The organism is Kitasatospora sp. NPDC093550 (assembly GCF_044764985.1).
Lineage (GTDB): Bacteria > Actinomycetota > Actinomycetes > Streptomycetales > Streptomycetaceae > Kitasatospora.
This window is the reverse complement of sequence record NZ_JBIWJF010000003.1, coordinates 362,565-388,364: the sequence shown is the minus strand read 5'-3', so window position 1 is coordinate 388,364 and position 25,800 is coordinate 362,565. Positions and strand designations below refer to the sequence as shown.

The 25,800-nt window shown below is 74.1% G+C and carries 7 protein-coding genes; 5 read left to right on the top strand and 2 right to left on the bottom strand.

Features of this window, described 5'->3' with window-relative positions:
- Positions 1–48 precede the first annotated feature (48 nt).
- Positions 49–14,493 (top strand): hypothetical protein, encoded by a 14,445-nt coding sequence (locus ACIRD3_RS07075; RefSeq protein ID WP_402212762.1) that lies wholly within the window; start codon positions 49–51, stop codon positions 14,491–14,493.
- A gap of 69 nt (positions 14,494–14,562) precedes the next feature.
- Here the strand turns inward: ACIRD3_RS07075 and eccD are convergent, their stop codons facing one another.
- Positions 14,563–15,945: a type VII secretion integral membrane protein EccD gene (eccD, locus tag ACIRD3_RS07070; RefSeq protein ID WP_402212760.1), complete on the bottom strand. Its 1,383-nt coding sequence runs from the start codon at positions 15,943–15,945 to the stop codon at positions 14,563–14,565.
- Between the two features lie 183 nt (positions 15,946–16,128).
- On the opposite strand from eccD, the gene eccCa reads away from it, so the two are divergent.
- Positions 16,129–20,094: a type VII secretion protein EccCa gene (gene eccCa / locus ACIRD3_RS07065; protein ID WP_402212759.1), complete on the top strand. Its 3,966-nt coding sequence runs from the start codon at positions 16,129–16,131 to the stop codon at positions 20,092–20,094.
- A complete protein-coding gene (locus ACIRD3_RS07060) occupies positions 20,094–22,706 on the top strand; it encodes a hypothetical protein (RefSeq protein ID WP_402212757.1) in 2,613 nt (870 codons plus the stop codon). The genes eccCa and ACIRD3_RS07060 overlap by 1 nt, the downstream gene beginning before the upstream one ends.
- A gap of 188 nt (positions 22,707–22,894) precedes the next feature.
- On the opposite strand, the gene ACIRD3_RS07055 is transcribed toward ACIRD3_RS07060, so the two are convergent.
- Entirely contained in the window at positions 22,895–23,569 is a 675-nt protein-coding gene (locus ACIRD3_RS07055; RefSeq protein ID WP_402212755.1) for a DUF6308 family protein, read from the bottom strand.
- Between the two features lie 97 nt (positions 23,570–23,666).
- Here ACIRD3_RS07055 and ACIRD3_RS07050 point away from each other — a divergent pair, with 97 nt between their 5' ends.
- Positions 23,667–24,104: a hypothetical protein gene (locus ACIRD3_RS07050; protein WP_402212753.1), complete on the top strand. Its 438-nt coding sequence runs from the start codon at positions 23,667–23,669 to the stop codon at positions 24,102–24,104.
- A 142-nt stretch (positions 24,105–24,246) separates the two neighbouring features.
- Positions 24,247–25,719 (top strand): hypothetical protein, encoded by a 1,473-nt coding sequence (locus ACIRD3_RS07045; RefSeq protein WP_402212751.1) that lies wholly within the window; start codon positions 24,247–24,249, stop codon positions 25,717–25,719.
- Positions 25,720–25,800: the final 81 nt, after the last annotated feature.

Sequence of the window (25,800 nt, the reverse complement as noted above, 5' to 3'; positions counted from 1 at the left end):
CCGATCCTCCCGATCCCCCCGATCAACCATCGCCAGGAGTCACCACCCGTGTCGATCATGCTGCCGCCCGGCCTGGCGAAGTTCTTCGGGATCGTGACCGGTATGAAGTGGCCGGAGGCGGACGAGGACAGGCTGCGCACCGCGGGCGACGACTACCTGGTGATCGCCGGCAAGGTCCCCGAGCTGCGCGCCTACCTGGTGGAGCTCGTCGCCGTCTGTCGGGACAGCTTCGAGGGCGAGGCGGCCGATGCCTTCGTGGCCCAGATGAACCAGCTGATCGGCGGCACCGGCGGTGACGACTACATCACCTCGGCCGGTCAAGTCGCCAAGCAGCTCGGGGACTTCGCCCACAAGGTCGCCAACCAGGTCGAGTACGCCAAGTGGATGATCATCGCCCAGCTGATCCAACTCGTGGCCCAGATCGCCTGGGCCATCGCGATGGCGCCGATCACCTTCGGCGGCTCGCTCGCGGAGATCTTCGTCGCCTACAAGGTCACCGGCGAGCTGGTCAAGCAGGTCTTCATCTGGCTGTTCAAGCAGCTCCTGCTGCACGAGTTCCTCTCCATCACCACCGGCATGGTGATGGACGGGATCATCCAGGGCATCCAGATCGGCAAGGGCCACAAGGACCACTGGGAGAAGGAATCCTTCCTCCAGGCCATCGAGATGGGCGCGATCAACGGCCTGCTCACCGGCCCGCTGGAACTGCTCACCTTCGGCCTCGGCAAGGCCTTCGGCCGGGTCTTCGGCCGCGGCCTCGGCAAGGACCTGCAGGCCGACCTCAAGGCACTGGCCGGCGCCGAGTTCAAGAACCTGGCGGAGAACGAGCTGAAGTCGCTCGGGACGGCCGAGCTGAGGCAGGTCGTCACGCTGCTGCGCAACGACGCCACCCTCACCCTCAAGCAGGCCATCGCGCAGGTCGAGAAGAACGCCGTCAAGGACCTCGGGAAGAACGTCACGAAGAACGTGGCGAAGGACCTGGAGAAGAACGTCGTCAAGGACGTCGCCAAGGACGTCGAGAAGACCGTCGCCAAGGACGTCGCCAAGGACGTCGAGAAGAACGCGGCGAAGGACGTCACGGAGAACGTCGGCAAGGACGTCGCCAAGGAGGTCGAGGAGAAGCTCACCAAGGTCGAGACGCTCACCAGGCGAATGGGCGAGACCTTCGAGCAGGAACTCGTGAAGCTGGGCATCGACCCGCAGCTCTCGAACGCCGCCGGGCGCCTGCTCGCCTCGCGGCTCGCCAGCGAGGGTGCCCGCTACGCCATCGACCTCGGCACCTTCAACAAGCTGGTGAAGACGCTGGCCGAGGCCAGTGGCAAGGTCGAGTTCGGTGCGATCAAGGCGGACCTGAACGCCGTGGTCAAGAACATCAGCCAGGTCCAGAACGAACTGAAGCACCTCAGCGGCAGCTCGCTGGACAGCGGGCTGAAGGACCTGGGTTTCCTCAGGGCGGAGGAGCAGCACCTCAAGGACACCGTCAAGGCCACCCAGGACCTCGCCCAGCGCGCGGTGGGCCTGATGGACGGTCTGCACCCGCAGACCGCGGGGCAGTTCCTGTTCCGGCTCGGCGAGGGCGTCGGCGGCTACCTCAGGGGCGGCGTCCAGAACATCCTGACCGAGGGCAGCTACAACCTGACCTTCGGCGAGGACCACACGTTCACCGTCACCCCCGAGAGCTTCTACGGCGGCGTCGCGATGGGGGCGCTCGGCCACCTCGGCCACATGGCCGGCGGCCCGCTCCGGCTCAAGCTCCAGGACCTGCACCTGCCCAACTACGCCCGGTTCCCGCTGGCCGTGGTCTCCAACCTGATGGGCCACCCGACCTCCCTGTGGGTCTCCCGGCCGGAGGGCGGCGGGACGGCGGCGGGCGAAGGACTCCACGGGACCGGCCCGCTGGACGGCCTCAAGCCGAAGGGCATCAAGCTGGACTCCGACGGTTCGTCCCCGTCCTCCTCCGGGAAGGACGGAACCGGCGGGAACAGGGCGACCGCGGAGCCCCCCGCGGGCAACCGGACGAGGACGGCGGGCGGCGAGGACACCAGACCCTCGTCCGGGAAGCCGGGTTCCGACAGGTCGCCGGATTCCTCCGAGGCCGGGGCGTCGAAGGCCCCGACGCAGGGCACCCGGGTGGTCGGCGGCGAGGAGCAGCGGCGGCACGCGTCCGCGGAGGAGACCACCACCCCGCCGGTGACGGCTCCCTCGCACGCCACCAGCGGCGCGAGCGAGACGCCGCCCGTCCGGGTGCCGACGACCGGCAGGCAGGACGGCCAGGAGCAGCGGCCCCAGCCGGTCGTGCGGCACGAGTCGGACACCGACCTGCCGCCACCCACCCGGGGCGACCGGCCCGGGGCTGAGATCCCCGTCACCCACACGCCCGCACAGGACCCTGGCACCCCGCACGTGCCGACCCCCGACTACGGCGCGGCGTCGACGCACGGCAGCCCGCTCCCCGAGGGGGACCGCAGCGGCTGGGTGATCGGTCGCCGACCGTCCGAGGAGGTCCTGGACGCCCTCGTGCAGCGGCCCGACGACGGTACCCACTACACCCTGGTGATGCACACCGACGAGGGCGGCTTGCCGGTCCGCAACGGCGTCGAGCTGACGCCGAAGCAGGTGGCGGACGCCGTTGTCGACCTCGGCAGGCACGGGCAGCTCCAGGACGTGCGGGTCCTCGACTTCGTCGCCTGCGGCCTGAACGGCGCGGACCACGTCCACTTCGTCGCCGACGTGATGGAGCACGTCTGGCGGGCGGAGGGGCTCAGCGGTCTGAGGGCGAGGGCCGCCGACGGACCGGTCTGGGTGGTGCCCGGGTTCAGCGGCCCGAAGGCGATGACGGAGCCGGGCCGCGGCACCGGACACCTCGTCGTCGCCGAGAAGGTCGGTTTCGACAAGTACGGTCGCCCGGTCGTCGAGGGCGGCGGCAACTGGCACGAGTACACCAACGCGAACGCCGGGAAGAAGCCGTCCACCGAGGGGTCCGCCGCGGAGCCCCTGCTGGTCACGGAACCGAAGCCGTCGACGCGGCCGGAGAACTACGCCCCGGGCGAGGTCGCCGGGCCGATGCCGCACACCGGGCGGTTCGGCGAGGAGCCGTCGTCCGGGCAGGCGCCGCCGCACGGATCCGCGCCCGCGCACGAGTACCACTACACCGACGCGCCCGAGCACGTCCGCGCCGAGGCGGACGGCGAGCGCGCGGCGCGGTGGCGGCGGACCCAGGAGGACCTCCAGGACGCGTACGGGAAGAAGCTCGCCGACGCCGCCGCCGAGCCCCGGCGGGAGGCCGACGACAGCGGCCGCCCGTACGACGCGGCCGCGGAGGAGCGGCTGGCCGAGCGGTTCGCCGAGGGCTCCGTGCGCTTTCCCGAGCACGCCCCGGCCGACCTGCCCGCGGCGGTGCGCCGCCGGGCCAGGGACCTGATGTACCAGGAGCTGGCCGAGCGGCCGCAGGAGCGCGAACGCGTCCTCGACGGGCTCGACGGGCTGGTGCGGGTCGCGGCCGTGCGCGAGGCCTTCGTCCGGATGGCCCGCGAGCGGTTCGACCACGCCCTGGACTCCCTGGCCTCGCAGCGGCTCCTCGGCGACGGAACCCGGGCCACCCGTGAACCCTCTCGGATCACGGACGCCGGCCGCGACGCGATCCGGAGGGACTCCGAGGGCGGCTTCCTCCGGCGGGCGGAGGACGAGGCGGCCCGGCTCTACGCCCGGCCGGAGGACGTCGCCGACCCGACGGCGGTTCCGTCGGAGGGCGCCGGGCCGGTCCGGCAGGCCGAGGACGTCGTCGAGGAGGCCAGGGCACGGGCGGTCGAGTCGCTGGACCGGCTCACCGAGCGCCTGCGCGAGGAGCTCGCCGTGCGCGCCGACCGGGAACGCGCCCTCGCCGAGGCCGACCGGCTGGTCGACCTGGCGGCCCGGGATACGGGCTGGCAGGACCGGCTGTCGGCGACCGACCGGGAACTGCTCGCGGCCGCCGGGGTGACCGGGCCGGTGAAGCTGTCCGACGCCGCCGTGAAGGCGGTCAAGGAGCAGCTGCGCGAGCGGGTCACCCAGGACTTCGCCGAGATCGCCGGCCCGCTTGATTCCTCCGCGGGACCGCGCCGCGGGCGGGCGGAGGCCGTCGAGCGGTTCACCCTGGCCCTGGGCGGCCACGTGAGCGGCCTGCCCCACGAGTTCGCCGTCCACGCGGCCCGCGAGGCGGCGATCCGCCGGGCCTTCGTCGAGGCGGAGCAGGCCGCCGGGTCCTGGCACCTGCAGCCCGAGGACAGCGCTCTCGCCGAGCGGTTCGGCGTCACCGCCGGGGACGTCCACCGGGCGAAGGAGGACACGGCCCGGGACCTCGCCGAGGCCCTGGACCGCGAGGTCACCGAGCACGCCGACCGCCCGGACGTCCTGCGGCGCGCGATCGACGGCCTCACCGATGCCGGCAACGTCCGCGACCTGCTGCTGTACCGGGCCGTCCGCGAGGCGTCCCACCGCGTCGCCCGGACCACCGCCGAGGTGGCGGCCCGCGGCCGTGACGGCCTGTCGGAGCACGCCGCGGAGCGGCTGGCCGAGGGCCACGCCGACCGGACCGGACGCGCCTTCGACGAGGTGTTCCGCACCCGCGAGGACCTGACGGCCCGCCGGGACGAATGGCACCGGCGCCAGGACGGGCTGGCCGAGGAACTGGCCGAGCAGGCCGCGTTCGAACGGGAGGTCGCGCCCGCCCTCCGGGAGGCCGCCCGGGGCTTCGACGACCTCGCCCGGCCACACGTCCTCGCCGAGGACCGGGCCGCCGCCCTCAAGCGCGAGTACGGTGACGAGTTCTTCGACCGCTACCGCGAACTGTGGAAGCTCGCCCACCTGGACGAGGTCTCCTGGCGCAGCCACGAGCGCACCCACGAGGACGCCTTCGCCCGACGGGACGAGCTCCGGCCGGAGGACGTCTCCCCGGCCGAGGAGCCCCGGGCCGACGAGGTGGAGGACCGCGGCGGCGAGCGCGCCGTCGACGAGATCCTCGACGTCCTGGCCCCCGTCCAGCGCGAGTCCGGCGCCGGGCGCCGCGAGCGCCCGCAGACCCGCGAGGACGCCGAGCCGCGCCGGGACGACGACCTCGTGCGGGAGGAGAAGGAACCGGCGCACGAGGCACAGGAGCCCCCGCGCGAGGGGCCCGAGGAGCCCGTCGCCCCCGCCGAGCCGGTCCGGACCGTCGGCCGTGGTTCGGACGGCACACCTGCGCCGACGCAGCACGTCGACGCACCTGCCGAGGCGTCGACCGCCGTCCACGGTCCGTTCGGCCCGCACGGGTCCGTCGACGCCGTCCACACCACCGAGGTCCGGCCCGGCGTGCACTGGGTGGCCGACCTCGGGCCCGCCCCCCGGGCCACCGAGCGGGCGCTCGCTCACCTCCCGTCCGACCCGGACCACTTCACCCTCGCCTTCCACGGCACCGGCCCCGACGGCGCGCCGAGCCTCAACGGCCGGCCGGTCACGCCGCACGAGCTGGCCAGGACCGCCCTCGACCTGTACGACCGGGGCGTCTGGGACGGCCGTCCGCTGCGGCTGGCCGGCTGCGACGCGGGCCGGGGCGGTGCGGACTCGTACGCCGCCCGGTTCGTCGGTGCGCTGCGGGAGCTGCGGCCCGAGCTGAAGGTCCGGGTGGACGCGCCGGGCGGCTCGCTCTGGTCGCGGCCGGACCGGGAGAAGGCCGACGGCACGCACGAGTTGGTGGTCGCCCGCACGGTCGGCTTCGACGCGGCGGGGCTCCCGCGGGTCGAGGGCGGCGGGTCCTGGGTGCGGCTGTCCGCCTCGCCGGACCACGCCGAGCTGCAGGTCACCCACGTGAAGGGCCACCCCGGCGAGGAGTCCGCACCGGTGCCCGCGAACCCCGGGCATCCGACGCCCGAGCACCCGGCCGCGCCCGAGCACCGGATCGTCGCATCGGACCCGGAGGCCCACGAGTTCGGCCCCGGACGGCGGGGTCTGTACGCCATGCCCGAGTACGACGGCGCCGTGCGCACGTTCGAGAAGGCCGTCGGCCTTCTCGCCTACGCGGACGTGAGGGCCCTGCGGGCCGCGCGCAGCAGTGTGCGCCACCTGTACGACGTGCTGAAGACGGTCCACCAGGACCCGACCGGTGAACGGGTGTACAAGGTCTTCCTGGGCGGGGACAAGACCTCGGCGGGGCAGGTCGGCGAGAACCTCACCCTGGACGAGTTCCACACGATGATCGAGAGGAACGGCAACCTCCGTGAGCTGATGACCGCGTTCTTCAACGCCTCCTACGCCCAACGGAACGAGGACACGGCCCCGCTCAGCCTCAAGCACCTGTTGAACGGGCAGATCGGCCGCCCGAAGGCGGAGGTCACCGAACTCCTGAAGAAGTTCGGCCTGGACACCTCCCAGGTGCCGGACCGGCTGAGCTTCCTGAACAGCGCGACCCGGACGATCCCCGCCGCGATCACGAAGTCCGGTTACTACGACACCGACTACTTCGCCACGGGAGCGACCTTCCACAAGGCCCCTTACTCGGAACAGCGGACCTTCATGGCCAGCAGCCGCTCCCGGAAGGAGCGCCCGTCCCAGGACACGGTGGACATGGCGGACGTCAACCGGCACATGCCGCTGAGCCCGCGGGAGCTGACCTTCCAGGTGACCGATCCGGCCGGCGGCGTCCACTGGGTGACGGGCAGCTCGCGGTACGAACTCGACACGGCGTCGCCCTGGTACAGGGCGAACCGCAACGACAAGGGGATGCACCTGGCGGTCGGGCTGTCGGCCACGACGGCCAAGATGCTCACCGCGTTCAAGGCGCTGAAGGTCCCCGGGGTGCCGTCCGAGGACCTGCTGGTGGCCCTGGTCGGCTGGATGCTGCCGCTTCGCGACCACACGCTCTACGAGATCCTCAAGGGCGCCGAACTCGCCGGGGAGCTCCCGCCGGCACCCCCTCATCTGCTGACCGAGGCGTCCGTCATGTACCAGCACGTCCCCGGCCTGTCCGAGGGCATGCTGCGCGACGGCACGCGGACCGAGGGGGGCGGGATGCTCCCGCACGAGTCGGTCTACCACCAGCTGGTCACCCGGCCGCGCAGGGACGGCGGGTACCACGAGGGCCCCCTGGACCGGGTGCGCGCGGTGTGGGAGCGCATGGCGGGGCTCAGCGTTGGCGCCCTCCTCCCGCACGAGCAGCAGTGGCTGGTCACCGTCGGGCTGACGCAGGAGCAGCTCCGTACACGGCTGAGCCTGGCCCACGTCGAGGCGATCAACATCTACACCGGGACGGCGTACCCGCTGATCAATGTGCTGCTCCAGTACGACGGCATGGGCGACGTGGTGCTGTACCAGGCGCTCGGCAAGCAGATCGACAACCTGCTGAACGGGCCGCTGGAGAAGGTCCCGTCGGTCTTCCGGGAGCACCCGGAGCTCGGTCCGCTGCTCGCGAAGGACCTTCCGGAGAATCGGACGGCTGCGGACTCCGCGAAGGCGTACCGGATCGCGAAGCGGATGATCCCGGCCCTGATCACGGAACTGCGGATCCACTCCGAGATGATCGTGGAGGCGCTGGACAAGCTCCCGGGCGCGACCGGGGTCGTCTACCGCGGTTCATGGGGGGTGGGTCGGCTGGACGGCTGGGAGAGCGTGCTCCGGGCCGGGCCCGGAAGCACGGAGGAGAACTCGATCCTGCTCAGCACGAGCCGGCTCGTACAGACGGCGGAGGGGTTCCTGCCGTACGACCGGCAGCTCGACAAGTACGTGCTGGCCCACCGCGTCCTGCGCCGGATCCGTCTGGCCGGGCAGAGCGGTGTCGACATCACGCCGTTCTCCCGCTTCCCGACCACGGAACAGGAGGTCCTGGTCAAGCCCGGAGCGGTCTTCACATCCACCCACATCGGACGGGGAACCGCGGTCGGCCGGGGAGCGTACGAGCAAATCGACCTGGTCGAGAGCGGGGCACCGCGACCGTTCGAGTGGTCGGGGAGCTCGCCCGGGTGGCCACGGAGGCTCCACGATCAGGTGAGGGCGGAGCTGGCCCGTCTTGGCAGCAGGACCGACATCAGTCACCCGGACGACCTGTGGCCGCTGGCGACGTCCGTGGGCGCCCACCTGGACATGCCCGGCGCCGACGGTGCCGATACGGCCACCCCCCACCCGGAGCTGGTTCGCCGGGCGGCCGAGCACACCTGGGACACGGCGAGGATCGTCGCCACCCTGCACGGCACGGCCGGTACCAGCCGTGACGAGCTCGCCAATGCGGTGAAGCTCGCGCGGCTGGCCCGCAAGGAGCTCGGCCTCCCGCCCGACCACCGGATCTCCCTGGAGGACCTGCACCGCTTCACCGACCGGATGACCATCGCGGACGAAGTGCCGCGCGAGCGCGGGCTCCGCCAGCTGCTGGCCGCCGTCCAGGACGTCGCGTACACCGAGCACGGACCGACGATCAAGCGGCTCCAGGCGGTCTGGAACGCCGTGACGTGGGCCGGCACCGAGCAGGTCGCACCGCGGGTGCACCTGCTCGGCGACCGCCCCCGGGAGCACGAGGTCGTCGTGCGGGCCCTGACGGAGAGCCGCTTCGCGGGGGACTACTTCGATGTCCTGATCCCCACCGTCGACGGCCGGCCCCAGCGCGACGGCATCCGTCTGAGTCCGGACCAGGTCGCCCACGCCCTGTACGCGCTCACGACCGAGGGCGGGTGGGACCCCGCGCGCACACCGCTGCGCCTGCTGGCCACGGACCTGCACGACGGCGCCTACCGGTCGTTCGCCGAACAGGTCCTCGAGCACCTGTGGCGGATGGACCACCGGGTCGAGGCCTACGCGGCGAGGGGCAAGGTCTGGCTCCTCCAGACGGCCTACGAGACCTGGCACGTCGTGGCCGCCGAGAAGGCAGGGCGCAACGCTGCCGGGGAGACGGTGTACGCCGACCCCGGCACGTGGATCCGGCTGAAGTACGACGCGCCCCCGGAGACCACGAACTCCTACTTCGCCAGCGAGATCACCGCGGATCTCGTCGAAACGGTGGCCGCCGCCGACATCATCGGCCCGGCGCCGCACACCGTGCCGGTCGGCAGCGCCGACACCCCGGAGCAGTTCTGGCTCGAGCACGCCGGACTGGAACAGACCGGGGCGGACCCGCAGCAGGTCACGACCCAGCAGAACCCGGCCGAGCAGAACCCGGCCCAGCAGAACGCGGGCCCGCCCGTCGTACCGGAGGTGACCTGGTCGGATCTCGGCCGGCCGCTCGTCGACGAGGCGAACCGTTCGCACGGCTGGGTGCTGGACGGCAGCACACTGCCGGAGTTCGGGTTCCTCGACGGGTCGGACAGCTGGTACCGGATCGTCGTGCACACCGATGCCGATGGGTACCCCACGGTCGGCGGACACCGGCTCGAGCCGGAGGGCATGCGCGACGTGATCCACAGGCTCTGGAGGGAGGGCCGCTGGAACGGCACCACGAACCTCGAGTTCGACGCGTGCGGCCTCGCACGGACGGGCCAGGGCAGTTACCTGCGGATCCTGCAGGAGAAGCTCCACGAGGGGGGCCTGAACGTCAAGATCCGGGCCGCCGAGCACGACGTCTGGTTCGCGCCCGTACCGGGGCAGCACGCCACGGACCAGCCCCCGGCCGGCGGCGGCCGCGCCTTCGTGGCGGCGGCCAAGCTGGGGTACGACGCCCAGGGTTACCCGGTGATCGCCAAGGACAGCAGTAGATGGCGCGAGATCCATCCCCACTCCGACACGGACGGCGGTTTCAGGGAGGATTCCATCACCGAGATTCCGGGCAGCTACCTCCCGGTCGAGCACGACCAGGTCGTCACGCAGCTGCCCGACGACCTGAGGTTCGCCCGGACCAACACGGTCATCAAGCAGCCCGGGTACGCGAGCGGTGACCAGTTCGGCATCGCGGCGGCGATGCTCCACGACCCGAAACTGCACGTCCTGATCGCGCGGGGGCCGGGGGACGGGCAGCCCGGGCACGACGTCAAGGACAAGTCGCGCGAGATCGAGGCGTTCTACCTCTCCACCGGCATCGAGCGGGACCGCGTCGTCATGGTCGACGTGCCGAGCATGCGCACGAACACCCTGTACAAGGGGCTGGACGCCGCGGCGGACAAGCTCGCCTCCGAGTGGGGGCTCACCGGGCACGTCAAGGCCGACGCGATCAAGAAGGCCGACCACGGAACGTTCACGATCAGCAAGAGCTTCAGCCCGGAGCTGCGCGACACGGTCCGCGAGGCCTGGGGGCTGAACGAGACCCCGGACGCCGCGATCGCGGCGTGGCTGACGCAGCGGGGCATCACGCTGCCGGCGGAGCGCGGGAACGTCCTGGTGCTCTGGTCCCGGTTCACCGGGAAGAAGACGGACTGGGCCGACGTGCGGGGCCGGATGGAGCACGACACGAGCTTCCAGGGCACGCGGCAGCTCCTCCGCGCGCTGGGCGGCCAGTACCACGCCGTGATCATCACCGGCGACCCGCACCCCACCAGGCCGGAGAAGTGGAGGTCGCTGGTCGACCAGATGAACACCGAGTTCGGCGGCCGGCACATCCACGACATCACCGGCTTCTGGGCCCAGGGCGACCAGGCCGTCACGGACTGGACGGGGGGCACGAGGATCGGTCAGCTCAGGCTCTACGAGCACCTGCACCGGAACCACTACGTGACCCACATCGGCGCCCGGTCCGGGAACCTGGAGTCCGCCGCGCTGATCGGCCACCGCGTCCTCTACCTGGAGGAGCACGGGTCCAGCGGCGCGAACCGGATGCAGCGCTGGCACGCCGTGCCGGACACCTACGACGCGCAGCGCGGCGGCTACGCGACCAAGGGCGGTGGCCTCGCGCCGGGCTACGAACGCGTGCTCGTCAACGATCCGCCGACCGCGTCCGGACGCTTCACGATCCCCTTCGACGACCAGCACGCGCGGTACGCGGGCCGGGAATACCCGCCGCCGGGGAACACCAGGCTCTGGCGCAAGCCCGTCGAGGTCTACCGCCAGGCGCGCGGCTTCGACCACGCGTCGCTGAACGAGGTCCGCCGGATGCTGGGTCTCGCCACCGAGGACGTGGCCCCCGACTGGTTCCACGAGGACCGCGTCGCCCACCTCCAGTACCGGTACCTGACCCTGCGCCGGAACGTCGAGTGGTACCTGAACGCCGAGCACCCCCCGCGGGCGGCCTACCGGGTGGAGGTGGAGCGCCACCGGGACGCCGCGGAGCGGCTGATCGCCGACCTGGACGCCGAGTTCCGCGCCGAGAAGCCGGCGAACCGGACGTTCGAGGAGCACTACGGGAGACTGGTCCGAGCCCTGCCCGGCCTGCCGAAGCTCTGGCGGGTCTTCCGCGACCTCGCCGACATCTGGACCGCCTCGGCCGAGGGCTTCCGGATCGTCGACGTGCCCCGCGGGGACGACTCCTTCTACAACGCCGTGAGCATGGCGATGAGCGGGAAGACCGGGCCCGACGCGGTGACCCAGAACCGCGGCCGGATCGTCAACTGGATCAGGAAGAACGGCGGCACGGCCAAGGCCCTCGCGGACGAGGCCGGGGTCCGGGTCGGCGATCTCAACGAGACGGTCCAGCCCCCCGGCCGCTGGGCGGGCGCCCTGGGCGGCCTCGTGCCGGAGGTGGCCGCCAACGTCCTGCACCGGCGCGTGAGGATCTTCGACGGCCACGAGTGGAAGGTGTTCGAGCCCCGCGACGCGTCCCGGCCGGTTCCCGAGGGCAAGGAGATCCTGCTCTTCCAGTCCGAGAACCAGTACGCGGTGCTGGAACGCCTCCCCGAGGAGGCACCCGCAGCCGACATGGAGGTCGACGGGGCCAAGCGGGGCCATGAGAGCGACTCGGGCGACGAGGTCCAGGACGGCAAGCGGGTCCGGCAGACGCGGGCACCCCGGACATCCGAGGCGCCCGACGTCCAGGCCGGGGCCGACGTCGGCACCGTGACGCACGAGCTCCACGAGCTGGAGCTCTCCCCGGGCCACCAGCCGGGCGGCCACTGGTCGGAGCGGGGCCGGGTCCTCCAGGACGGCAGTGGCAGGCCCTACGGGTGGGTGCTGGACGGCAGCGCGCTGCCAGGGTTCGGCTACCTCCTGGGGACCGGCGGTTCGTTCAGGATCGTGGTCCACACCGACGCGGAGGGCCACCCCGCGGTCGGCGGGCACCGCGTGACGGTGCAGGAGATGGCCGACCTGGTCGTCTCGCTCCGCGCCGACGGCCGCTGGAACGGAACGGACCCGCTGGAGTTCGACGCCTGCCGCCTGGCCCGCGCGGACGGCGGTGGCTACCTGGAGGACCTCCAGCGGAACCTGCAGGCCCAGGGCGTCTCCGTCCGCATCCGCGCCGCCCGGGACGACGTCTGGTTCGCGCCCGTCCCCGGCCCGCGGGTGGGGGACACCGTCCAGCCCGAGGGCGGCCGGGCCTTCGTGACGGCGGGCAGGGTCGGCTTCGACTCCCGCGGTCTCCCGGTGATCAGCGACCGCGGTACGTGGGAGGCCTTCGAGCCCTACGTGCCGGAGACGTCCACCGTGACCCGGTACACGTGGCAGGAGGAGGTCCCGACCGGCTACACGGAGGTGCAGCCCGGCGAGGTCGCCGCGCCCCTGCCCGCGGCACTGAGGTTCGCCCGGAAGAACGCGCGGCAGGGCCACGACGGGAGCCAGGCGGTCCACGAGGACGCGGCGAACCCCGAGGACATCCAGGCCGTCCTCAACGGCGGCCCGGTGAACCACGGCACCGTCCGGGCGCACCACGACGACGCGTCGCCGCACACCGGCGAGAACGTCCTGCAGCCCGGGCACACCGTGCCGGACGCGGACGGCGAGCACGTCGTCCAGGGCGCCAGGAGCCCCGGTCAGGAACCCCAGGCCACCCCGGTGCGCCCAGCCGGGGAGACGGCCCAGCAGCCCGCGCAGGAACGGGCTCTGCAGGACTACCTGCAGGGCCGGCCGCGCTACGACGCCCCGACCGTGGAACTGCTGCAGCGGGTCAACCCCGCCGAGCCGGGCGCGGAGGCCCCGACCCTCGGCCGGGGCGTGGCCGCCACTTTCGCCCTGTACAGGTCCTTCGGCGGTACGGCGACCGTGGCGAAGCAGGAGGCCGCTCCCGCTCCGCTCGGTTCGATCACCGCCAACCTCCGGGCGTACGGCACCGGGAAGGACGCCCTGGTGACGGTGGAACGGCAGGTGCGCGCCGCGGGACCGCGGGCCTTCGGCGTGGTCGTGCTCGGCGAGGGCCGGGTCGTCGCCCTGATGCGGGACAACGAGGACCGGCTCCACTGGGCCGACGCCCACCGGCGGGAGCTGCTGGGCGCCTCCGGCGAGCCCCACGACTGGCTCGGCCCGGACGTCCCGGTCCGGGCGACCGTCCTCGACGGCTCCGGCGCGCCCCTCCTGGGAGGAGCGGCGCTCACGGCCAGGATCGCCGGGGTCGTCAAGGGCCTCGACTTCACCCGAACCGGAGCGACCTCGGCCGCGGCAGCGTTCAGCCTCAAGCGGCAATTCCAGTCCGAGGGGAAGTCGGTCTGGGGAACGAACGAGAAGACCGTCGAGCCGACCCTGAACGCCAGTGCCGACCCGAAGCTCAAGGACGTACCGGAGGCCGTGAAGAAGGCGCCCCGGGACACGGAGCCCTGGAAAGCGGCCGATGCGTGGCGGCGGGAGAAGAGGACCGAGGTGCTCCAGGGGCTGGTCCACGCCCACGAGGAGGCGGGAGCACTGCTGAACGGCGTGGTGATGAGGTACGAGGACCTCGCGTGGCCCCCCGGCGACCCGAGCGGGTATCCGGAGTGGAGCAAGTCGCTCGCGGATGCCGGACAGGAGGCGGAGACGGCGGTCGGAACGGCCGAAAGCACTCGGGGCAGATCGAGCCTGAAGGAGTTCGGCAGGGCCGACGCACGAAGGCCGTTCGAGGACGCCCTGCTGCACGCCAAGGCGGCGCGCGCCGCCATGCACGACATGGGCGAGGCGCACCGGACGCTGGCGGAGGCCGTCGGATCCCGTGCTGCCACGCTGACCGACGCGGCGACGGCCGCGGCCGGCAAGGCCACCGGGGTCTCGGCCGCGCTGAGGAAGCTCGAAGCCGACCAGACCAAGATGGCGAACGCGTTCCGCTCCGCGCTCACGGACGTGTCCACCCTGGGCCACCAACTGAACGACGCCGAGGTCCGGTTGATGGAGGGGGTCTACACGAAGGCCGGGTGGAAGCCGGGCGTGGTCAACCCCGACGTGATCGGGCACCTCGTCGTCGCGTCCTCGCGCGGGACCTGCGACAGTTGCAAGTTCGTGGTGGAGTCCTTCAACCGGTGGTTCCCCCACGTCGAGGTCATCGTCGTCTACGCCAAGCCCGACGCGCACAAGTACACCGACAACGGTCGGCAGAAGACCGACCGTGACCTGTCGGCGGGCCCCGTCACGGTGCCGGTCGACATCTGGTACGGCTACGGCAAGGACCGGGAGACCGAGATCACCGTCGACGGCAGGAAGTTCTTCTACGTGTTCCCCGCCCTGAACGGGACCGGGTGACCCCGGACAGCAGCGGGGCCCCGACCGGACGAATCCGGTCGGGGCCCCGGCTATGACCGCCTCGGGCGGTCAGCCGGCCAGCCCGCGCAGCAGGTGGTACACGCCGCAGGCCTGCAGGGCCAGCGGCAGCAGCGCCAGGGCGCACAGGGTGTGCAGGATGTCGGCGAGACGGCCCCAGTACGGCAGCAGCCGGCGGCCCGGCACCGTCCAGGCGACGACCAGCAGGGCCACGGCCACCGTCAGCAGGCCGCCCACCAGGCCGAGGCGCCCGGTCGGCGAGGCGGTAAGGGTGGTTCGGGTGAGCAGCACGAGGCAACCGAGAACCCCCGGCAGCAGGACCGCCAGGCGCTGGCGGATGCTGCCGACGGCCCGGCCGTGGAGCAGGAGCAGCGCGCTCAGGGCGGCGGCCTCGGCCGGCCCGGCCCAGCCGTCCCCGAACGGCAGGACGGCCAGGCAGGCCGCGAGGACCAGGCCGACCGCGGTGTACAGGGCCATCAGGTAGTCGTCGGCGACCAGCGCGCGGGGCAGCACGGCCTCGGCCGGCACCGGCTCGATGTTCTCCTGCAGCTCCTCCGCGTTGCGGGGCAGCATCGGCAGCCGCAGCCCGGACAACCGGAACGCCGTCGAGGGGACGAAGGCGCCGACCATCACGCCCACCACCGCAATCACCGCGACCAGCTGGGTCGGCGTCAGACCGGTGAGCAGCAGCACCCCCGACAGCACCCCGAGCAGCGCGGCCAGCGCCACCCCGAGGAACAGCGGAGCCGCCGCACCCACCGCCGCCAGGGCCAGCACCGCGGCCCCCGCCCCGGCCGAGGAGGCCGCCAGCACCCGGGCGCCGAGCAGATCCTCGCCGGCCGGTCCGGTCGGCAGCAGCAGCGCGGCCAGCGCCAGGTACGGCACGGCCGCGGCGCCCAGCGCGGCGCCCGCCCCCGCGTCGGCCATCGCCCGGGAGGCACTGGCCGCGCCGAGCAGCAGCAGGAGCGCGGCCGCCGCGGCGGCGGTCTCCCGGGGCGCGGCCGGGCCGGGCAGCGCCAGCAACACCCAGCCGGCCGCCAGTGCGGTCAGCGCCAGGGCCACTGCCAGGATCCGGGTCAGGCCCGGGCGCCAGGTGTCACCGCGCTCGTGCATGCCCGTGGCGACGCCGTCCACCAGGTCGTCGAAGTGCACCGGCGGCAGCGTCTTGTGACGCTCCCTCAGGTACAGCGCGTCGCCGTCGTGCAGGCCCAGGGCCTCCGCGCCGCGCTCCTCGTCCAGCGGCTCCTCGCCGAGCCGCTGCAGCACCCAGCCGCCGTGTTCCAACCCCTCCTCGGCGAGCTCGGGCCCGGCGTGGCCGAGGATCGCGGGGAGCAGGTCGGCCAGCGGCACGTCGGCGGGGACGGCCAGTTCGAAGACCGCCCCCGGCGCGTGGAACCTCAATCGGCACAGTCCTGCGACGACACTGCTGCTCACGCCTGTCCTCCGGCTCGGTGGTGCTGTCGGCTCTCGCGCACTGCTTCGGCGCACTGCCCGTTCCCGCCCGTTGAACGGCCGGTCCGCCGCGGCGCGTTCAAACCGGTCCGCCGCCCGCTGAACCTCCCGCGGCGCGCCGTCCGTCAGCCAGAGGGAACGGCCACGGCGGTAAGGAGTGCCTGAGTGAGCGTGGTGCTGGTCAAGCGGACGCCCCGGCGTCCCGGGCCCGAGATGCCGGACGGCGAGGTCCAGTTGCAGGAGCCGCCGGGTCTGCCGGAGAAGCAGAGCGGCATGGCGAGCGTGATCAGCATGGTCCCGATGGCGCTCGGCTCGCTGTCGATGGTCTTCATGTTCCTGCACCCCGGCGGCAGCGGGGAGGGCAGCGGCGGCGCACTCGGCTACGTCGCGATGGGCATGATGGCCCTGTCCGCCGTCGGCATGCTGGTCACCCAGCTGATCCGCGGGTCCAGCGACCGCAAGCAGCAGCTGCGCGCCGAGCGCCGCGACTACCTGCGCTACCTCTCCCAGATGCGTCGCCAGGTGCGCCGCTCGATCGACGCGCAGCGGCAGGCGCTCGCCTGGCGCCACCCCGCCCCGCAGGAACTGTGGTCCCTGGTCGGCACCAGCCGGCTGTGGGAACGCCGGGCCGCCCACCCGGACTTCAGCGACGTCCGGATCGGCCTGGGCTCCCAGCGGCTGGCCACCCCGCTGGCCCCGCTCGCCACCAAGCCGGTGGAGGACCTGGAGCCGCTCTGCGCCCACGCGCTGCGCCGGTTCATCCACGCCTACGGCACGCTCGCCGACCAGCCGATGGCCATCCACCTGCGCGGCTTCGCCCACCTGCTGCTGCGCTCCGACGACCCGGAGGCCGCCCGGGCCCTGGTGCGCGCCGTGCTCGCCCAGCTCGCCGTGGTGCACGGGCCGGACGAGCTGGTCGTCGCCGTCGTCACCGACGCCGAACGGCGGGCCGACTGGGAGTGGGCCAAGTGGCTGCCGCACGCCCTGCACCCGACCGACACCGACGGCGCCGGCCCGGTCCGGCTGGTCGCGGGCAGCCTCGGCGAGGTCGAGCAGCTGCTCGGCGAGGAGTTCACCGGCCGTCCCGGCTTCGAACCGGACGCCGTGCCCGACCGCGACGAGCCCTTCACCGTCCTCGTCCTGGACGGCCCCGGCGCGCACACCGGCAGCCGCGCCGCCCTCACCGGCTACCGCAACGCCGTCCTGATCGACCTCACCGACTCCCTGGAGTGGCGGGCCGGCCGCACCACCCTGCGGCTGCGGATCGAGGACGGCCGGCTCGCCATGGTCGGCTCCGACCGCAACCGCAAGGACGTCGTCACCGACCTCGGCCGGCCCGACGCGCTCGCCCTGCCCGCCGCGGCCCGCCTCGCCGCCCAGCTGGCCCGCTACCGCATCGCCGACGGCGTCGACTCCGCCGAACCGCTCGCCACCGACTTCGACCTGACCGCCCTGCTCGGCATCCCCGACCTGCACGCCCTCGACGTCGAGGCGCTGTGGGCCCAGCGCGGCATCCCGCAGCGGATGCGCGTCCCGCTCGGGCTCGGCCCCGACGGACGCCCCGTCGACCTCGACCTCAAGGAGTCCGCCCAGGGCGGGATGGGCCCGCACGGCATGCTGATCGGCGCCACCGGCTCCGGCAAGTCCGAGCTGCTGCGCACCCTGGTGCTCGCGCTCGCCGTCACCCACTCCTCCGAGGTGCTCAACTTCGTCCTGGTCGACTTCAAGGGCGGTGCCACCTTCCTCGGGCTCGACACCCTGCCGCACACCTCCGCGGTGATCACCAACCTGGCCGACGAGGCCTCCCTGGTCGACCGCATGCGCGACGCCCTGCACGGCGAACTCGTCCGCCGCCAGGAGCTGCTGCGCGACGCCGGTTACGCCTCGCTGCTCGACTACGAGACCGCGCGCGACGCCGGCACCCCGCTGCGCCCGCTGCCCACGCTCTTCGTCGTGGTCGACGAGTTCAGCGAACTGCTCTCGGCCCACCGGGACTTCATGGAACTGTTCATCATGATGGGCCGCCTCGGCCGCTCCCTCGGTGTCCACCTGCTGCTCGCCTCGCAGCGCCTCGACGAGGGCCGGATGAGCGCCCTGGAGTCCCACCTGTCCTACCGGATCGGCCTGCGCACCTTCTCCGCGATGGAGAGCCGCGGCGTCCTCGGCGTCCCGGACGCCTACCAGCTGCCCTCCCAGCCCGGCAACGGTTTCCTGCGCAGCGACATCTCCACCCTCACCCGGTTCAAGGCCGCCTACGTCTCCGGCCCGTACCGCCCCAAGCGCCGCGCCGCCCAGCAGGCCGCGATCGCCGGACAGGTCGTCGCCTACGGCACCGACTACGTGATGCCACGGCAGCCGCCCGCCGCCCAGGCGGAACCCGAGGAGGAGCAGGCCTCCGCCGGCTCCCTGCTGGAGGTCGCCGCCGACCGGCTCCGCGACGCCGGACCGCCCGCCCACCGGGTCTGGCTGCCGCCGCTGGACGTCCCGCCCACCCTCGACGAGCTGCTGCCGCCGCTCGTCCCGCACCCCGAACGCGGCCTCACCACCGAGGACCCGAGCGGCCACGGCGCCCTCGGACTGCCGGTCGGCGTGGTCGACCGCCCCTTCCACCAGCTGCGCGACCTGCTCAGTGCCGACCTCGCCGGAGCCGGCGGCCACGTCGGCATCGCCGGTGCCCCGCAGAGCGGCAAGAGCACCCTGCTGCGCAGTCTGATCACCGGCCTCGCCCTCACCCACACCCCGCGCGAAGTCCAGTTCTACTGCCTGGACTTCGGCGGCGGCACGCTCTCGGCGCTGCGCGGGCTGCCGCACGTCGGCGGCGTCACCGGCCGGCACGACGGAGAGCGGGTGCTGCGCACCGTCGCCGAGGTCAACGGCGTCATCAACCGCCGCGAACAGTACTTCGCCGAGCTCGGCATCGACTCCGTCGCCTCCTTCCGCCGCCGCCGGGCCGCCGGTGAACTGCCCGACGAGCAGCACGGCGACGTGTTCCTGGTCATCGACGGCTGGAACACCCTGCGCCAGGAGTTCACGGACCTCGTCCAGCCGCTCACCCTGATGTCCCAGCGCGGGCTCAACTACGGCGTCCACCTGGTCGTGGCCACCACCCGGTGGGGCGAGATCACCGGCGGCCTTCGCGACCAGCTGCAGACCCGCTTCGAGCTGCGCCTCGGCGACGCCATCGACTCGGTGATCAACATGCGGGCCGCCGCCAAGGTCCCCAAGCTGCCCGGCCGCGGCCTCACCGACGAGCAGCTGCACTTCCTCACCGCGCTGCCCCGGATCGACGGCTCCGGCCGCACCGACGACCTCGGCGAGGGCATCGCCGACCTGGTCGACGCGGTCGCCGCGCACTGGACCGGCCCGCGCGCCCCCGAGGTGCGGATGCTGCCGCTGGTCCTGGACGCCGGCCTGCTCCCCGCCCCGGAAGGGCGGCTGCGGGTCCCGATCGGCCTGGAGGACACCGAGGTCTCCCCGCTGTGGCACGACTTCGAGGAGAACCCGCACCTGCTCGTCGTCGGCGACAGCGAATCCGGCAAGACCAACCTGATGCGGCTGATGATCAACGCCATCACCACCGCCTACACCCCTGCCGAGGCCCGGATCATGCTGGTCGACTACCGGCGCGGCCTGTACGACGCGGTGCCGGAGGAGTACCGGCTCGGCTACGCCGTCGCCGTCGACAAGCTCCGCCAGATCGTCGACGGCGCCTCGCGGGCCATGAAGAACCGGATCCCGCCCGCCGACATCACCCCCGCCCGGCTCAAGCAGCGCGACTGGTGGACCGGCCCCGAACTCTTCATCCTCGTCGACGACTACGACCTGGTCGCCTCCAACAGCGGCAGCCACCCGTTCGCCGCCCTGCTGGAGGACCTCGCCCAGGGCGCCGAGATCGGCCTCCACCTGGTCGTGGCCCGCGGCGCGAACGGCGTCGGACGGGCCCTCTCCGACCCGCTGCTGCGCAGGCTCCAGGAAGTCAACTCGCCCGCGCTGCTGATGTCCTGCCCGCCCTCGGAGGGCTACCTGTTCGGCAACCTGAAGCCCCGGCAGTTCCCGGCCGGGCGCGGGCTCTACATCACCCGGAGGCGCACCGTGCAGGTGCAGACCGGACACCTCGGAGAGGAGGGCTGATGGCCACCGCCACCACGCCGAGGACCGCCCCGGGTACCGCCGGCTCCACCCTGCGGGCCCTCGGACCGCACTACGTCATCGCGCCGCCCGGCGCCGAGGAGGCCGGACTCGCCGCGGCCCTGGAGCCCGTCCGGGCCGAACCGCGCGCCCTGCTGCTGCTCGCCGCCGCCGCCGACGCGGCACCCGTCCTGCTGGCCGCGCTCGACGAACTCGCGCGAGCCGCACGCGAACGCGGCGCCGAGGCGCTCGTCCTCGCCGCCTCCGGCCTCGCCGCGGCCGGGCCCGACGGCCGGCGCCCCGCCGAACTGCTCGCCGAGCGCAGCGGCTTGACCGTGGTCGCGCCGGACACCGTGGTCAGCGTGGAGGCGGACGGCACCCTCCCGGCCGTGGACGGCACCTGGTGGCGCTGCCGGCCGGGCGAGCAGGCGGCGCCGCTCGGCCCGCACTGGCCCGCCCCCGCGACCGTCACCCCGCTGGCCGGCGGCGCGTACTGGATCACCGAGGCCGCCGTCGGAGCACACCGGCCCGCCGTGCTGGACCGGGCCGCCGCAGCCGACGACACCCTGCTGCTCGTCCTCGGCGAACCCACCGGTCCGCTCCCGGGAGGCCCTCAACTAGCCCACGCGGCGGCGTTGTTGCAGTCCACCACCCGGAGGCCCGACCGGCGGCTGACCCTCAGCGCCCCGTGGGCCGACCCGGTCCGGCTGGTCGAACTGGTCGCCGTCCTGTCCGCGACCCTGCGGCACGAGGTGCGCGCGGCGGTCGGGCTCCCCGTCCGCAGCGGCCTCGGCGGCACCCGCAACGTCCACCTCGGCCCGGACGGCGCCGAGGGCTGGGAACCGTACCTCACCGAACTCGTCGCCCGCCCGGCCGACCGCACCGTCACCGCCGTCGGCTGGCGCACCCGCCCCGACCTGCCGCCGGCACCCGGCCCGGCCCGCTACCCGGCCTTCCCCGGCTGGGAACTGGAAGCCGTCTCCGCCGGCCTGTGGCTCCGTCCCGAAGCCACCCCCGACCGCGGCCCCCGCCTGCGCCGCCCCGACCCCGCCCGGCCGGTCCTCGTCGTCGGCGCACCCGGGCGCCCGGTGCCCGAGACGGTCTGGGACCACCTCGGCACGCTGCTCGGCGCCCTGCCCCCGGGTACCGCGCGGCTCGCGCTCACCGTCGCGGGGACCCTGGACGTCGCCTCCGGCGCGGTGGGACGGTTCTGCGCGCGGCTGTACGGGCTGGACTGGGCCGGGGCGGAGGCGGTTCCCGAGGCGGAGGCGGTTCCGGAGGCGGTGGCCGCCGAAGCCGAGACCGAGGTGCCGGCCGTGACCGTGGCCCCGGAACCGGCCGTGGGCGAGCCCGTGGCGGCTGTGCCCGGACCGGTCGTCGAGCCGGAGGCGGAGCATGCGCGGGAGTCGGTGCCGGTGGTCGAGGCGGCGGTCGAAGCCGTGGCCGAGCCGGAGCGGGACCCGGAGCCCCAGCCGGAGCCGGAGCCGGAGCCCGAGGTGGTAGCCGCGCCGACTCCCGCCGTGACCGTGGCGACCTCCGGTGGACGGTTCGGGGAACCCTCGGCGGCGCCCCGCCCGTCGGCCGCCGAGGAGGAGCGGGCTCCCGACGTTCCGGAGCCCGAGCCGGAGCCGGAGCCCGAGCCCGAGCCGGTGGTCGAGCCGGAGCCCGAGCCCGAGCCGGTGGTCGAGCCGGTGGTCGAGCCCGAGCCGGTGGTCGAGGAGAAGAACGAAGCGGTCGCCGAGCCCGACCCCACTGGCCCCGTCGCCGAGCCCGACCCCGTCGCCGAGCCGGAGCCGCAGCCGGTGCCCGGGCCCGCACCGGGGCCCGCACTCGCACCCGCGCCGAAGCCCGCGCCCGTCGCTCCCCGGCTCCCGGTGGCCGAGGCCTCCGGGGCCCAGGCGCAGGACCGAACGGCGCTGGTCGCCCAGCTCGGCCCCGCCTACCCGCGGCTGGCGCGGCGGGCGGAGGACGTCGCCACCCGGCTGCCGAGCCTGCGCTCGCGTACGGAGTCCGGCGACCTCCGGCCCGAGCTGGTCGCCGTCCTGCTCCAGCACGGCGACTGCTCCCCCCTGGCCCCGCGCGCGGAGCTGGTGGCGGCGGCCCGTTCCGGCGATCCCGGCCGGTTCGGCCCGTACCTGCGGTGCCTCGCCGCCGGGCTGCGGCGGCTGCCGAGTCACTACGGCGGCGTGCTGCTCGCGGGCCCGGCGGACGGGTGCGGCCCGGCCGGGTACACCCCGGGCACGGTGCTGACCGAGCGGGCACCGGTGACCGGCCTGGCGGCGCCGGGGGCGGACCTCGGTGAGGAGGCCGGTGTCGAGTTCGCCGTCTGGTCGGTCGGCGGCCGCCGCAGTTCGGCCTTCGGCGAGCCGGGCCACCTGCCGACCGTGGTCTTCGCCCCGGGGACGGAGTTCGAGGTGGTCGAGGTCGAGCCGTCCGACCCGGAGACCGGGCGGGCGGCCCGGGTGCTGCTGCACGAGATCGGCGGCGTCCGTCCGGGCCCCGACCGGCTCCGCACCTGGCTGGCCCGTCGCGACGCGGTCGCCCCCGCCGACCGCGTCCGGCCCGTGGACCCGTCCCGTTACGTCCTCGACCTCGGGGCGGCGGCCGCCGGGTGAGCCGTGCGGTCCGCGGGAGGACCGGTCGGGGCGAACCGCACGGGCCTGCCACCCCCGGCGAGGTGTGTCGTCATGCCGCCCGGAGGCCTCCGGCAGGTCGTGGCCCACGACGTCGCCGAGGCCGGTGCGCCGGCGTGCCGGCGTGCCGGCGTGCCCGGATCGTCGGTGGTGCCGGCGCACGACCGGACTCAGGCTGCCTGCCCGCCCTGGTGCATCCAGCCGATGACGTCCAGGACCCGCAGCACGCCGATGTCCTCGCCGATCCCGGCCTCGGCGCGCAGGCCGGCGAGGTGGGCGCGGAAGGCGCCGCCGTCGGCGCGGAGGGCGGCGGCGAGGTCGGCCCAGAAGGCGTGGTCGGGGGTGGGGCGGCGGAAGAGCGCCTTGATCCGGCGGTCGTGAACGGGGATCAGGTGCGGGCGCTTGCGGGCCAGGAGTTTGCCAGCGATGACGGGGCCCACGCCGTCCGGCTTGGCCGGGTGTCCCGGTCCGGGGGCGGCGAGTCGTTCCCAGAGCTCCTGGGCGGGGCCGCCCGGTGCCACCAGGGCGTCGGCGGCGGGGTCCTCCAGCCGGGCGTCGCGCGGGAGCGCCGACAGCAGTCGGTGCCAGTGGCGTCCCGGGTCGGTCAGCAGCTCGATCGCGGCGTGCGGGAGGATCCGGACGCTCAGCATGGTGACGGCGAGCAGGTCGTCGGCGGTGAAGCGGTCCGCGGCCCCGGGCCGGTCCCCGCCGCCGCCGAGCCGTTCGAAGTGCGCTCCCGCGAAGTGCAGGTCACCGCGGGCTCGGCGTGCGGTGAAGTACGTCCGCAGCAGCCGTACGGATTCCCTCCGGTCGCGGTAGACGTCCGGTATCCACAGCCCCGCCATCCGCCGTTCCCTCCTCGTCCCCGTTCCGGTGAACCCCGGCCCCACCGCCGTCCGTCGGACGTAGCGTAGGGAAGACACGGCACCAGAGGAGTGCGGGATGGCCGAGACGGCGCGGGACGGGTTCCGGCTGGCGGCGGTGTTCGACGTGGTGGACCCGGTGACCGGGCCCGGCTTCGCGCCGGACCGGCCGCGGCTGGCGGCGGGCGGGGAGCGCGAGGCGGTCGCCCGCTACCTGCGGGCGGGCGCGGCGGTCCTGCTGACCACGATGCTGATGGACGACGTCGTCGATCCGGGGCGGCGCGGCGTCGTCCCGATGGGCTTCCGCACCGACGGCCGGTGGATCTGGACCGACACGGTGGCGTACTACCTGGAGGAGTACGGGCTGGCGCCCGACCCGGAGCTGCTGGCGCACGTCCGCGCCCAGGGCGACGGGCCGTGGCCGGAGCCCGACCCGGCGGTGCTGGAGCGGGCCGTCTCCTTCGTGCTGACCCCGCCGGAAGCGGCCGCGGAGCCCGTCTGGACGGCAGGAGGCTGAGGCGGTCCGCAGCGGCTGAACCAGCCCGGGTGATCCGGCCGTAGCTCCCCACAGGAGTGTCGTCGAGCACAGGGGATGCATGGTGGGCGAGGAGCAGCGCGGCGAGCCGGGGAAGAGGCCGTCCGGCTTCCGACTTCCCGCGATGAACTGGGCGTTGGCCGCTGCGGAGACGGCCGGGGAAGCGCCCGCGGAGGCTGCGGCGGGAGCGGGGGCGAACGCCGGGACCGAGGCGCTGTCCGTCGGGGCGGCTGCCGGAGGCGGGGCGGGGAAGGCGGCCGGTGGCGGTCCGCGAACCGCGCCCGTCGTCGAGGCCGCGCCCGTCGTCGAGACCGAGCCGGTCGTCGAGGCCGAGCCCGACCCCGCGTCCGAGGCCCGGAGGTCGGTCCCGTCGTTCGTCACGCCACCCGCCGCCGCGCTCCCCGACCCGGTCACCCCCGCCTCGGCTCCCGCCGCCCCGGCACCGTCCGCGGCCGCGACGCCCGAAGCGCTGGCCGCCGCCGTGGCCGTCGAGCCGGCCGGCGAGCCCGGGACCGGCCACGGGCCGAGGCCCGGCCGGGTCTCCCGCCCGATGATCGCGGCGGCCGTCGCCGTCGGCCTGGTGCTGATCGGGACCTCGGTCGTGGTGACCCAGCTCGGCGGCAACGACCACGGGAACGGCCCCTCCCAGGCCGACGCCCCGCCCGGGTTCGGGCAGGGCGGCGGGGACGGCGGCAGCGGCTTCGTGCCCGGGTACGACGAGCACGGCGGCACCTCCGGCGGCGGCACCCCCGCCCCGGACGGGCAGCCGGGGGCCGTCGTGCCGCCGGGGGACGCCGGGCCGGCCCCGACCACCGCGGGCGAGCAGCCCGCCCCGGCACCGAACGGCTCCGGCGGTTCCTCCGGTGGCGGCGGTGGCGGCGGCGCCGCGCAGCCGGGCGGCGGAACGGCCAACACCGGTGCCGGTGCCGGAAGTTCCACCGGCGGGACCGGCCAGGCGCAGGGCGGCTCGGGAGGCGCCGCGAGCGGTGGCGCCGGCACCGGCGGGGCCAAGCCCGTGCCCCAGCCGCCCGCGCCGAACCCGTCGGCGCCCAACCAGCCCGCCCCGCCGCCGGCCGCAGGCCAGAACCCCGCCCCGCCGCCGGTGGTCGCCAAGCCGCCGGCGCCGGTCACCGCGGTCGCCGGCCCGTACTGCGGCGGGTACCGCACCAACGGCTGGTACGACGACGGCGACAAGGGCTGGCGCAACTACTCCGGCGGCTACAGCGGCGACGGCTGCAACGGGACCTACGCCGCGATGCCGATGTCCGGCGACGGCAAGGACAAGGGCAACTCGGTGGTCTGGAGCTTCACCCTGGACAAGGTCACCAGCTGCACCCTGGCCGTCTACATCCCGGCCAGTGGCAACCTCAAGCAGGTCGGTGGCAACCCGAGCTACTACACGGTCCAGAGCGGCGGCGCTTCCGCCGGTTCCTTCACCATCAACCAGACGGCCAGTCGCGGCAGTTGGGTGACCCAGGGGCCGTTCCCCTACCGCGGTCCGATCACCCTCACCCTGCACGACCGCGGCATCGACTGGGGAGCCGCCGCCGGTGCCCACCACGCCGCCAGCGCCGTCCGGGCCACCTGCACGCCCTGACGCCGTGACGCCGTGACACCCGTACGACCCGGCGCCGGCACCCCGCCCGGCCGCCCGAGAACCACCACGCCCCACGACGAA

Excerpts from the sequence above, each read along its gene's own strand:
- ACIRD3_RS07055 (WP_402212755.1), bottom strand. The coding sequence starts at position 23,569 with ATGGCGGGGCTGTGGATACCGGACGTCTACCGCGACCGGAGGGAATCC.
- ACIRD3_RS07045 (WP_402212751.1), top strand. The coding sequence starts at position 24,247 with ATGAACTGGGCGTTGGCCGCTGCGGAGACGGCCGGGGAAGCGCCCGCG.
- ACIRD3_RS07060 (WP_402212757.1), top strand. The coding sequence starts at position 20,094 with ATGGCCACCGCCACCACGCCGAGGACCGCCCCGGGTACCGCCGGCTCC.
- ACIRD3_RS07050 (WP_402212753.1), top strand. The coding sequence starts at position 23,667 with ATGGCCGAGACGGCGCGGGACGGGTTCCGGCTGGCGGCGGTGTTCGAC.